Source organism: Saccharothrix coeruleofusca (assembly GCF_017876325.1).
GTDB lineage: Bacteria > Actinomycetota > Actinomycetes > Mycobacteriales > Pseudonocardiaceae > Actinosynnema > Actinosynnema coeruleofuscum.
The window spans coordinates 7,530,291-7,541,784 of record NZ_JAGINV010000001.1; the positions used below are offsets into that span (position 1 = coordinate 7,530,291).

At 74.7% G+C, this 11,494-nt stretch carries 9 protein-coding genes; 4 read left to right on the forward strand and 5 right to left on the reverse strand.

Annotated elements, in window-relative coordinates; genetic code table 11:
- Nucleotides 1-11 precede the first annotated feature (11 nt).
- Nucleotides 12-1,157 (forward strand): exonuclease SbcCD subunit D, encoded by a 1,146-nt coding sequence (locus JOF41_RS35120; protein ID WP_189224428.1) that lies wholly within the window; start codon nucleotides 12-14, stop codon nucleotides 1,155-1,157.
- Complete coding sequence (locus JOF41_RS35125; RefSeq protein ID WP_209623893.1) at nucleotides 1,154-4,042, forward strand: AAA family ATPase; 2,889 nt, start codon at nucleotides 1,154-1,156, stop codon at nucleotides 4,040-4,042. The genes JOF41_RS35120 and JOF41_RS35125 overlap by 4 nt, the downstream gene beginning before the upstream one ends.
- A gap of 86 nt (nucleotides 4,043-4,128) precedes the next feature.
- Here JOF41_RS35125 and JOF41_RS35130 read toward each other — a convergent pair whose 3' ends face one another.
- From JOF41_RS35130 to JOF41_RS35140, 3 genes are read right to left on the reverse strand one after another with little or no spacing between them, the layout of a single operon-like run.
- The gene (locus tag JOF41_RS35130; RefSeq protein WP_189224429.1) at nucleotides 4,129-6,063 is read right to left on the reverse strand and encodes an ABC transporter ATP-binding protein; all 1,935 of its coding nucleotides are present in this window, start codon (nucleotides 6,061-6,063) and stop codon (nucleotides 4,129-4,131) included.
- 41 nt (nucleotides 6,064-6,104) lie between these two features.
- Entirely contained in the window at nucleotides 6,105-6,602 is a 498-nt protein-coding gene (locus JOF41_RS35135) for a methylated-DNA--[protein]-cysteine S-methyltransferase (RefSeq protein WP_209623894.1), read from the reverse strand.
- Nucleotides 6,599-7,861, reverse strand: coding sequence for an AlkA N-terminal domain-containing protein (locus JOF41_RS35140; protein ID WP_209623895.1), 1,263 nt, complete (start codon nucleotides 7,859-7,861; stop codon nucleotides 6,599-6,601). The genes JOF41_RS35135 and JOF41_RS35140 overlap by 4 nt, the downstream gene beginning before the upstream one ends.
- Before the next feature lie 79 nt (nucleotides 7,862-7,940).
- On the opposite strand from JOF41_RS35140, the gene ychF reads away from it, so the two are divergent.
- On the forward strand, nucleotides 7,941-9,020 hold the full coding sequence (gene ychF, locus JOF41_RS35145; protein ID WP_209623896.1) for a redox-regulated ATPase YchF: 1,080 nt from the start codon (nucleotides 7,941-7,943) through the stop codon (nucleotides 9,018-9,020).
- 123 nt (nucleotides 9,021-9,143) lie between these two features.
- On the opposite strand, the gene JOF41_RS35150 is transcribed toward ychF, so the two are convergent.
- Nucleotides 9,144-9,698, reverse strand: coding sequence for a Uma2 family endonuclease (locus JOF41_RS35150; protein ID WP_189224433.1), 555 nt, complete (start codon nucleotides 9,696-9,698; stop codon nucleotides 9,144-9,146).
- Between the two features lie 309 nt (nucleotides 9,699-10,007).
- On the opposite strand from JOF41_RS35150, the gene JOF41_RS35155 reads away from it, so the two are divergent.
- Nucleotides 10,008-11,252, forward strand: coding sequence for a mannosyltransferase (locus JOF41_RS35155; protein WP_209623897.1), 1,245 nt, complete (start codon nucleotides 10,008-10,010; stop codon nucleotides 11,250-11,252).
- On the opposite strand, the gene JOF41_RS35160 is transcribed toward JOF41_RS35155, so the two are convergent.
- Nucleotides 11,177-11,470 carry a 4a-hydroxytetrahydrobiopterin dehydratase gene (locus JOF41_RS35160; RefSeq protein ID WP_209623898.1) on the reverse strand — a complete coding sequence of 98 codons (294 nt, stop codon included), beginning with the start codon at nucleotides 11,468-11,470 and terminating at the stop codon, nucleotides 11,177-11,179. The two genes, JOF41_RS35155 and JOF41_RS35160, sit on opposite strands and share 76 nt — an antisense overlap.
- Nucleotides 11,471-11,494 lie beyond the last annotated feature (24 nt).

Here is an 11,494-nt window from a genome sequence, read left to right on the forward strand (position 1 = left end):
GCGTGACCGCCATGCGTTTGCTGCACACCTCCGACTGGCACGTGGGGCGCGTGTTCCACGGCCGCGACCTGCTGCGGGAGCAGGAGGAGGTGCTGGGCGGGCTGGCCGACCTGGTGTCCGACGAGCGGGTGGACGCGGTGGTCGTCTCCGGCGACCTGTTCGACCGCGCGGTGCCCAACGCCGAAGCGGTGGCGGTGTGCTCGCGGGTGCTGGAACGCCTCCGCGCGGCCGGGGCGCGGGTGGTGGTCACGCCGGGCAACCACGACTCGGCGGCCCGGATCGGCATGTTCTCCGGGTTCGCCGAGGCGGGCGGGCTGCACCTGCGCACCCGGATCGGGTCGCTGGCCGAGCCGGTGCTGTTCGCCGACGACCACGGACCGGTGGCGGTGTACGGCATCCCGTTCCTGGAGCCGGAGACCGCGCGGCACCGGCTGGAGGTCCCGCAGGCCAGGGGGCACGGCGGGGTGCTGACCGAGGCGATGCGCCGGGTCCGCGCCGACCTGGCCGGGCGGCCGGGCGCGCGGTCGGTGGTGCTGGCGCACGCGTTCGTCACCGGCGGCCAGCCGTGCGAGTCGGAGCGGACGATCGCCGTGGGCGGGGTCCAGGACGTGCCGGGCGCGGTGTTCGACGGCGTGGACTACGTGGCGCTGGGCCACCTGCACGGCGCCCAGCGGATCGCCGAGCACCTGCGGTACTCGGGCAGCCCGCTGGCGTACTCGTTCTCCGAGGCCCGGCACACCAAGTCGGTGTGGCTGGTGGAGCTGGACGCGGGCGGGCTGGCGGGCGTGGAGCGGCGCGAGCTGCCGGTGCCCAGGGCGCTGGCCACGCTCACCGGCGCGCTCGACGACCTGCTGCTCGACCCGGAGCACGACGCGGTGGCCGACCACTTCCTGTCCGTGGTGCTGACCGACCCGGTGCGCCCGCTGGACGCGCTGCGCCGCCTGCAGGGCAGGTTCCCGCACGCGGTGCACGTGGAGTGGCGGCCGGAGGGCGGGCGTCCCGGCGAGCTGCGGTTCGCCGAGCGGGTGCGCGACCGCGGCGACGAGGAGATCGCCTGCTGCTTCATCGAGGACGTGCGCGGCGACGGCCCGGCGGAGCGGGAGCTGGCGCTGCTGCGGGAGGCTTTCGAGGCCGCCGCGCGGGAGGGGGTCGGGTGAGGCTGCACCGGCTGGAGCTGTGCGCGTTCGGCCCGTACGCGGGGCGGGAGGTCGTGGACTTCGACCTGCTCGGCTCGGACGGGCTGTTCCTGCTGCACGGCGACACGGGCGCGGGCAAGACCACGCTGCTGGACGCGGTGGCGTTCGCGCTGTTCGGCAAGGTCCCCGGCGCGCGCGGCGAGGTCAAGCGGCTGCGCTGCGACTACGCCGACCCGGAGGCGGTCACCGAGGTGTCGCTGGAGCTGACCGTGCGCGAGCGCCGGTTCCGGATGGTGCGCAGCCCCGAGTACGAGCGGCCCAAGAAGCGCGGCGGCGGCTCCACCCGGCAGCAGGCGAAGGTGTCGTTGACCTGGGTCAGCGGCTGGCAGGGCGACGGGCACACCCGCATCGACGAGGTGGCGCGCGAGGTCGAGGCCCTGCTGGGGATGACCGCCGAGCAGTTCTTCCAGGTCGTGCTGCTGCCGCAGGGCGAGTTCGCGAAGTTCCTGCGGGCCGAGACGGCCGAGCGGGAGAAGCTGCTGGAGAAGCTGTTCGGCACCGAGCGGTTCCTGGCCGTGGAGAAGTGGTTCCGGGACCGCCGCACGGTGCGCGGCCGGGAGCTGCGGGAGCTGCGGGAGGCCAACCGCGCGCTGGTCAACCAGATCGCGGGCGTGGTGCACGAGGAGCCGCCGGAGGGCGGCGGCGACGAGGAGTGGCTCAGCTCCCTGGTCAAGCGGCTCGACGAGGCCGAGCGGGACGCGGCGGCGCGCGCCGAGGCGTCGGCGGCGGCGTGCCGGGCGGTGGAGCAGCGGTGGCAGCTGGCCAAGGTCCGGCACGAGCGGGTGCGGCGGGTGCGCGAGGCGCGGCGCAACCTGCAGCGCTGCGCGGAGGCCGAGCCTCGGCGGCGGGAGTGGCTGGCCGAGCGGGACGCGGCGCGGCGGGCGTCGGTCGTGGTGCCCGCGCACACCGCCGTGCGGCGGCTGGAGCAGGCGCTGCGGTCCGCGGTGGCCGCTGAGGAGCAGGCCGCGCGCGAGGTCGCGTCGTTCGGCTACACCGGCACGCGGCTGCGCGCCGACAGCGAGGCGTTCCGCGAGGAGGCGGGCGGGCTGACCCAGTTGGCCGCCGAGGCCGAGCGGCAGCGCGACGACCTGGCCAGGGCGGCGCGCTGGGAGCAGGAGCACGAGCGGGCGTCCGCGCGGCTGGCCGAGCTGGTCGCGGAGCAGGAGGGGCTGCCAGAGCGGCTGGAGCGGGCCCGGCGCGCGGTCGAGGACGCCAAGGTGGCCGCCGCGCGGCTGGACGAGGTGCGGACCAGGGCGGACGCCGCCGCCGAGCTGCCGAAGGCGGTCGCCGCGCTGCGGGCGGCCGAGGAGGCGCGGCGCGCGGCCGTCGACGCGCAGCAGCAGGCCAAGGACACCCTTCAGCGCGTGCGCGAGCAGCGGCTGGAGGGCATGGCCGGGGAGCTGGCGCTGGCGCTGCGGCACGGCCAGGCGTGCCCGGTGTGCGGGTCGGCCGAGCACCCCGCGCCCGCGCGGGCGGTGCACGGCTCGGTGACCGCCGAGGACGAGGAGCGCGCGGCCGGGGCGGAGCAGCGCGCGGCGGACCGGCGGCGGGCCGCCGAGCAGGCCGCCGTGCAGGCGGAGCTGCGGGTGTCCGCGCTGCGCGAGACCGCGGGCGAGCGGCCCGCCGAGGAGCTGGCGGCCGAGCACCGGCGGGTCGCGGCGGTGGCGCGGGAGCGGACGGCGCGGGAGTCGGCGCTGGCCGAGGCGGAGGGCGTCGCGGATCGGGTGGCCGCGCGGCGCGCCGAGCTGGACCAGCAGGTCGCGGACCTGGCCGCGCGGCGCGCCGAGCTGGCCGAGGTGGTGCGCGAGCGGGCCGAGCGGCTGGCGGCGGCGCGCGGGGAGTTCGCGGACGTGGTGGCGCGGCGGGCGCACCTGCTCGACCTGGCCGACGCGCTGGCCGCGCTGGCCCAGCGCCGGGACGCGGTCGCCGACTGCGCGGAGCGGCTGGCCGAGCAGCGCGTCGAGACGTCGCGGCTGGCCGCCGAGGCCGGGTTCGCCGACGTCGCCGAAGCGGTGGCGGCGGCCCGCGAGGAGGCCGCCGTGGCCGAGCTGGAGCAGCGGGTGCGGCGGGTCGACGACGTCCGGGCCGCCGCCGAGGCGGTGCTCGCCGAACCGGAGCTGGCCGAGGTCGACCCGGCCGAGGAGGTCGACGTCGAGGGGGCCGAGCAGCGGTTCCGGGAGGCCGACCAGGCGGCCAGGCGCGCTTCGGCCGAGCTGGCGGCGGCCCGCGAGCGGGCCGCGCGGACCGGCGCGCTGGCCGGGAAGCTGCGCGCGGCGTGGGCGGAGCTGGAGCCGGTCGAGGCCGAGTACGCCGAGCTGCACGCGCTGACCGACGTGATCAACGGCATGGGGCAGAACACCCGCAGCATGACCCTGCGCACCTACGTGCTGGCCGCGCGGCTGGAGGAGGTCGCGGTGGCGGCCAGCACGCGGCTGGAGCGGATGAGCCAGGGCCGCTACCGGTTCGTGCACTCGACCGAGGCCGGGCCGCGCGGGACGCGCGGCGGGCTCGGGCTGGACGTGCTCGACGACTACTCCGGCCAGCGGCGGCCCGCGAAGACGCTGTCCGGCGGGGAGTCGTTCCTGGCCTCGCTGGCGCTGGCGCTGGGCCTGGCGGACGTGGTGGGCGCCGGGGCGGTGCTGGACACGCTGTTCATCGACGAGGGCTTCGGCACGCTGGACGCGGACACCCTCGACCTGGTCATGACCACGCTGGACGAGCTGCGCGAGGGCGGTCGGGTGGTCGGGCTGGTCTCGCACGTGGAGGAGCTGCGGCAGCGCATCCCGACCCGGCTGAGGGTCCGCAAGGCCCGCACCGGCTCGACGCTGCAACTCGTGACCGGCTGACCCCGCGTCGGCAAGTACTACCCGTGCCCCCTCGCCGAGCGCGTAACTACTACCCGCGCCTGTGAGGAGCACGGGCCGGGTAGTAGTCAACGGCCGGTTTCGGTGGGTCGGGTAGTACTTGCCGACGCGGATGGGGGGAGCAGGTCGCCGCGGTAGGCGGAGGCCTGGAGCTCGAACAGCTCGTGGTAGTGGCCGCGGGCGGCCATCAGCTCCTCGTGGGTGCCCTGCTCGACGATCCGGCCCCGGTCCAGCACCACGATCCGGTCGGCGTTGCGGATGTTGGCCAGGCGGTGGGTCACCAGGACCGTGGTGCGCCGGGCGGTCGCCCGGCGCAGGCCCTCGAACACCCGCGCCTCGGCCTTGGCGTCCAGCGCCGCGGTCGGCTCGTCGGCCACCAGCACCGCCGCGTCCCGGTAGGTGCCCCTGGCGATGCCCATCCGCTGCCACTGGCCCCCCGACAGGTCCTGCCCGTCGTTGAACTGCCGCGACAGCACGGTGTCCGGCCCGGCGGGCAGCGACGCGATCACCTCGTCCGCGCCCGACCCGGTCACCGCCTCCCGCCACGCCGCCCCGTCCGGGTCCTCCCGGTCCAGCCGCCCCACGGTCACGTTGGTCCGGGCGGTCATCGGCCACCGCGCGGGCTCCTGCGCGATCACCGCCACCGACGAGTGCACCGAGCGCAGGTCGGCCTCGGCCAGGTCGACGCCGTCCCACCGCACCGTGCCCGAGGTCGCCGGGAACAGGCCGGTGAGCACCTTGCCCAGGGTCGTCTTGCCCGACCCGTTCTCACCCACCAGCGCGATCACCTCGCCGCGCTCGACGGTCAGGTCCACGTCCCGCAGCGCGGGCTCCTCCTTGCCCGGATAGGTGAACGACACCCCCGTCAGGGTGATCCGCTCGGGGTCGTGCGGGGCCTGGACCCCGGTGGACCGCTGCCGCCGCGCGGCGCCCTCGTCGATCAGCTTGAGGTAGAAGTCGATGTAGAACGAGTCCTCGTACAGCGAGTTCACCGAGCCGGTGGTGGCCGACAGCGCGGAGAACCCGGTCCGCATCGCCAGCACCGCGGTGCCCGCCAGCGCCAGGTCCAGCGCCCCCGCGTACAGCAGCAGCCCCAGCACCGCGTACGCCGCGCCGGTGCCCACCCCGGCCAGCGCCCGCCCCAGCAGCCGGACGCCGTTGGTGCGGTGGGCCATCCGGATCTGGTCGGCCATCAGGCTCTCCGCGATCCGGCGGTGCTCGGCCAGCAGCCGCTCCTGCAGCGTCAGCGCGTGCCGCTCCAGCGAGAACTCGCGGAAGGTGGCCACCTCCTCCACCACGCGCTGCCGCATGGTGCGGGTGACCGAGTCCAGGAAGTGCTCGTAGCGCAGCCGCGACATCCGCCCGGCCGCCCACGCGTTGGCCGTCGCGGCCAGCAGCAGCGCGGGCGCCAGCCACGGGTTGAGCAGCGCCACCGTCACCACCGCGGCCAGCAGCGTGATCGTGGACGACAGCAGCGCGGTCAGCTGGCGCAGGCTGGTCTCCAGGCTGCGCACCCCCTGCCTGCCGCCCTGCCTGGCCAGCTCCCGGAAGTCCGCGTCCTCGAACGCCAGCAGCTCCACCCGCACCAGCGCGGCGGTCACCTCGTCGTTGGCCGCGCGCGTGACGCGCGGCTGCAACGAGCTCTCCACCGCCGCCACCGCCGCGTCCAGCGCCGCGCGCAGCGCGTAGGACCCGACCACCACGGCCAGCGCGGGCAGCGACTGCGCCAGCCGCTGCGGCGTCGGCCCCTCGCGCAGCAGCGCGGCGAACACGTCCGCGGTGGCCAGCAGCCCGAACGCGGTGACGCAGCCCGACAGCACGTGCACCGCGACCGCCAGCGCGGTCAGCTTCGGCGACGTGCGCCAGGCCAGCGCGCCCACCAGCCGGATCGCCCTGGGCAGGCTGCGCACCGCCGTGCCCAGGCTGACCCGCACCGCCTTGCGGCTGCGCTTGGCCCACTCCGGCGTGGCGACGTTCTCGACCCCGATCAGCACCCCCGTCACCGGTCCAGGTAACCGCTCGGACCGGCGACGCGCCACCGGGTTCAGCGCTGCTCGTGGTCGAGCAGCCACCGCTTCACGTCCGGGCCCCAGCGGAACCCGCCGACCGCGCCCCCCGTGCGCACCACCCGGTGGCACGGCACGAACAGCGTCGCGGCGTTGCGCGCGCACGCCGTCGCCGCCGCCCGCACCGCCGCCGGGCGGCCCGCCAGCAGGGCGTACTCGGTGTAGCTGACCGGCTTGCCCGGGGGCACCGAGCGCAGCACCTCCCACGCCCGCTCCAGGAACGCCCCGGACCGCTGCCGCACCGGCACGTCGTCGATCGCGGCCAGGTCGCCCGCGTGGTAGGCGCGCACCGCCCTGGTCACCGCGCCCAGGTCGCGGCGCGGGGCGACGGCGTCGGGCCGCAGCGACGGCGAGACCTGCGGCAGCAGGTCGTCCAGCTCGGCGGTCCAGCCGCTGGCCAGCACCGCGCCGTCGGCGGCCACCACCGCGGTGAACGGGCCGATCGGGGTCTCGACGGTCGACGTGAACGCGGTCACGCGGTCCTCCTCAGGTGCATGGCGGCGTAGGAGCGCCACGGCCGCCAGTGGTCGGGGGTGAGCGGTACGTCGGGTGCGCCCAGCACGCGCATCACGACGTGGTCGGCGACCTCCGGCCCGACGCCGGGGAACGCCGACAGCTCGGCGCGCAGGTCGTCGGCGTCGCGGCCGACGTCGACCACCAGCCTGCCCTCGGCCAGCGCGCGGGCCACCGGCGAGTCGATCGCCGACGGCGCGGGGTACAGGTGGGTGATCGGCCCGTCCGGGACCTCCAGCGGCTCACCGGGGGAGACGTGGCCCAGTGCGCGCAGCAGCGTCTCCGCGCCGTCCACGCTGCCCGGCACCCGCACGCCGGGCCGGGCCAGCACCAGCGGGCGCAGCACCGGGTCGCGGCCCAGGAAGGCGTCCACCGCCTGCGGGTCGGCGTCCAGGTCGAGCAGCCGCCGCACCCGGCTCACCGCCGTGCCCAGGTCGCGCAGGTCGGCCAGCCGCAGCGAGCACGACACGTGCCCGTCGGCGGGGGTCAGGCGCACCGTGGCCGGGCCGTGCGGCAGCCGCAGCGAGCGGGCGTAGGTGCCGTCGGAGACGTCCTCCACACCGGGGATGGCCTCGGCGCGGAAGAACGCCAGCAGCCCCTCGGCGTCGAACGGCGGCCGGTAGGGCAGCCGCAGCGTGATCCGGCCGGTCGTGCCCACCGCCGACCGGGCCGCGCGCATCCGCGAGGGCGTGCAGGCGAACACCGCGCGGATGGTGTCGTTGAACTGCCGCACGCTGGCGAACCCGGCGGCGAAGGCCACGTCGGCGAACGGCAGGTCGGTGGTCTCGATCAGCAGCCGCGCCGAGTGCGCCCGGTGCGCCCTGGCCAGCGCCAGCGGTCCCGCGCCGACCTCGGCGGTGAGCACCCGCGACAGGTGCCGCTCCGAGTAGCCCAGCCGCCGGGCCAGACCCGGCACCCCCTCGCGCTCCACCACGCCGTCGGAGATCAGCCGCACGGCCCGCGCGGCCAGGTCGGCCCGCAGGTTCCACTCCGGCGAGCCGGGCACCGCGTCGGGCAAGCAGCGGCGGCACGCCCGGTAGCCCGCGGCCTGCGCGGCGGCGGCCGTCGGGTAGAACTCGGCGTTGTGCCGCTTGGGCGTCACCGCGGGGCAGGACGGGCGGCAGTAGATCCGGGTGGTGCGGACGGCGAGGATGAAGCACCCGTCGAACCGGGCGTCGCGGGCCGCGACCGCCCGGTAGGCGCGTTCGGTGTCGAGCAGCACGCACACCACTCTGCCAGCGGGGACGTCCGAGGTCTCGCGGAAATCGGACACGGGGGCGCAGCGCGTAGACTGCTGGTCCGTGAGCCTGACCCTCGGTATCGTCGGCCTGCCCAACGTCGGCAAGTCCACCCTGTTCAACGCCCTCACGCGCAACGACGTGCTCGCGGCGAACTACCCGTTCGCGACCATCGAGCCCAACGTCGGCGTGGTGCCGTTGCCGGACGCGCGACTCGGCAAGCTGGCCGAGATCTTCGGCTCCGAGCGCGAGGTGCCCGCCGTGGTGTCCTTCGTCGACATCGCGGGCATCGTCAAGGGCGCGTCCGAGGGCGCGGGCCTGGGCAACAAGTTCCTCGCCAACATCCGCGAGGCCAACGCCATCTGCCAGGTCATCCGGGTCTTCGACGACGAGGACGTGGTGCACGTCGACGGCCGCGTCGACCCGGCCAGCGACATCGAGACGATCAACACCGAGCTGATCCTGGCCGACCTGCAGACGCTGGAGAAGGCCGTCCCGAGGCTGGAGAAGGAAGCCCGCACCCAGAAGGACCGGCGGCCCGCCCTGGAGGCGGCGCAGCGGGCCAAGGCGATCCTCGACGGCGGGCGCACCCTGTTCGCCGCGCAGTCCGAAGTGGACACCTCGCTGCTGCGCGAGCTGAGCCTGCTCACCACCAAGCCGTTCCTCTACGTCTTCAACGCCGACGAGGCCGTGCTCACCGACGAGGCCAAGCGCAAGGAGCTGCGCGAGATGGTCGCCCCGGCCGACGCGGTGTTCCTCGACGCCAAGGTCGAGTCCGAGCTGCTGGAGCTGGACGAGGAGTCGGCGCGCGAGCTGCTGGAGTCCATCGGCCAGCCGGAGCCGGGGCTGCACGCGCTGGCCCGCGCGGGGTTCCACACGCTCGGCCTGCAGACCTACCTGACCGCCGGGCCCAAGGAGGCGCGGGCCTGGACCATCCCGCAGGGCGCCACCGCGCCGCAGGCGGCGGGCGTGATCCACACCGACTTCGAGCGCGGGTTCATCAAGGCCGAGGTGGTCTCGTTCGACGACCTGGTCGAGGCGGGCTCCATGGCGGCGGCGAAGGCGGCGGGCAAGGTCCGCATGGAGGGCAAGGACTACGTCATGGCCGACGGCGACGTGGTCGAGTTCCGCTTCAACGTCTGACCCGCGAGTCGCGCATCCGGGTAGGGCGAACCGCGCGTCCGGGTTGCCGGGTAGTAGTTGTGCGCCCTCGCGGTCGTGTCGGGTAGTACTTGCAGGCGGGGTGGGCGCGTGGCGCCCACCTCCCTACCGGCGGCCGGTGGCGAGTGCGCCCAGGTCCAGGTTGATGTCGAACGGCACTGAACGCTGGAGCGAGTGCCGGAAGATCCCCGCCGGCGCGTATGCCTTCGTGGGCGTGTCCAGCTCGTAGACGTGCACGACGGGCGTGGTGTCCTCGTCCTCAACGCACCAGTAGTGCCGGATGCCTGCCTCGGCGTACTTGCGCAGCTTGACGTTGAAGTCGCGGTGGGCGGATTCCGGTGAGACCACCTCGACGACCAGCGCGACGTCCGCGGGCTCGAACCACGTTCGGTTCGGGTCGTATCGCGCGGTGGACACCAGCAGGTCCGGTTCCGGGCGGTTGCGGGCGTCGAGTCGGATCGTCATCTCGCGCTCCACCTCGAAACCGTCCGGGGCCTGGTCCATGAGCGCGACCGTGAGTCCGGTGATGAACCGGCCGTGCCACGACCGCTGGGGCCGCAGGGAGAAAGGGGCACCGTCGATCACTTCGACGTGGCGCGGTGTTCCGGAGAAGTGGTCGGAATCGTCCGCGAACCGGCCTTCCGGGCGCGGAGGTGGCATCAGGTCAAGCTACTGTGCTGTCGCGATGTCGACATGTCGCCGCCTGGGGGCGGTACACCGGGACGTGGGGCCTCCTCGGTCGAGGAGGCCCCACCCGGCGTCAGCGGACCTCGTTGCGGCTGTGCCGGGCGAGCGCGAAGACGCCCCCGGCGGTCGCCAGCATCCCGAAGGCGGCGACGGTGAACACGACGATGTCGGCGGTCATGCATATCCCCTTGCTGCGGTTGATCTCCCACTCCTCTTGACGTACGAGTACCCGGATTCGTGCCCCGGTAGTCGCGTAATTCACACCATCGTGGAGGCAGTGCTGTGAACCTGCGTGCCCTGGAAGCCCGCGCGCTGGCCTTCGCGCCGTGGATCTTCGGGCTCTCGCTGCTGGGTCACCTGGCGATGGTCGCGCTCCAGGCGAAGATGACCATGATCGACCTGATGGTCTACCGCAACGCCTCGCCCGAGCTGTTCACCGGTCAGCTGTACCAGTGGCGGCTCAAGGAGTTCTCCGACCAGTTCGCGCTGCCGTTCACCTACCCGCCGTTCTCCGCGCTGGTGTTCGTGCCGCTGTCCTGGGTGCCGTGGGGCGTGGCGCGCTGGTTCTGGCAGCTGCTGTGCCTGGCCTGCCTGTGGTTCCTGGTCCGCGCCGCGCTGCGGCTGGTCGGCTCGGCCGAGCCGCGCCGGGTGCTGCTGTGGACCGGGCTGCTGGTCTGGGTCGAGCCGGTGCGCACCACGCTGAACTACGGGCAGGTCAACCTCGTGCTGGCCGCGCTGCTGATCGGCACGGTGGTCAGCGCCCGGTCGTGGGTGGCGGGCGCGGGCGTCGGCGTCGCGGCGGGGGTGAAGCTGACCCCGGCGATCTCGGGGCTGTACTTCCTGGCCACCCGCCGGTGGGCGGCGGCGGTGTGGTCGTTCGTCGCGTTCGGCGTCACCGTCGGCCTGGGCTACCTGGTGTCGGCCGGGCAGTCGCACCAGTTCTGGTTCCAACTGCTGGGCGACGCGGAACGGGTGGGGCCGGTCGGCTCGGCGATCAACCAGTCGCTGCGCGGCGCGCTGTCGCGCACGGTCGGCCACGACGTGGGCAGCGGGCCGCTGTTCCTGCTCGGCGTGGCCGTCGCGGCGGCGCTGGCGCTGTGGGCGCTGCGCGCGGCCGTGCGGGCGCGCGACACCCTCGCCGGTGTGGTGGCCGTGCAGTTCCTGGGACTGCTGGTGTCGCCGATCTCCTGGAGCCACCACTGGGTGTGGGTGGTGCCCGCGCTGATGTGGCTGGTGTACCGGGGCGGCCACCGGCTGTGCGCGGTGGCCGCGTGGGTCTGGGTGGTGGCGATCGGCAGCTTCCTGATCTCGTTCCTGCTCAGGGTGCAGCCGTCGATCTGGACCATCCCCAGGCCCTGGTACTACTCGGCGCTGGGCTGGGTCTACCCCGCCGCGGGCGTGCTGACGCTGGTCGCCATCGCGGTGGCGCTGAGAGGGCGTCAGGGCGGGCGTCAGGACAGCGCGTCGAGCACGCCGTCGATCTCCTCCGCCAAGGAGACGTCCAGCGCGGTGATGCCGCCCAGGTAGTGGGTGCTGCACCGGAACGTCAGCGTCCGCCAGCGGATGTCGATGTCCGGGTGGTGGTCGTCGTTCTCGGCGATCTCGGCCACCCGGTTCACCACCTGGATCGCCCGGGTGAAGCTCGCCAGCTCCACGGTGCGCACCAGCGCGGCGTCCTGGGCGCTCCACTCCGGCAGTTTCGCCAGCTCCGCGTTGAGCTGGTCGTCGGTCAGCAGCTCGGCCATGGGCCTGATCGTGCCACCGGATGC

Coding starts and splice junctions, on each gene's coding strand:
- JOF41_RS35120 (WP_189224428.1), top strand. CDS start 12: ATGCGTTTGCTGCACACCTCCGACTGGCACGTGGGGCGCGTGTTCCAC.
- JOF41_RS35150 (WP_189224433.1), bottom strand. CDS start 9,698: ATGCCACCTCCGCGCCCGGAAGGCCGGTTCGCGGACGATTCCGACCAC.
- JOF41_RS35160 (WP_209623898.1), bottom strand. CDS start 11,470: ATGGCCGAGCTGCTGACCGACGACCAGCTCAACGCGGAGCTGGCGAAA.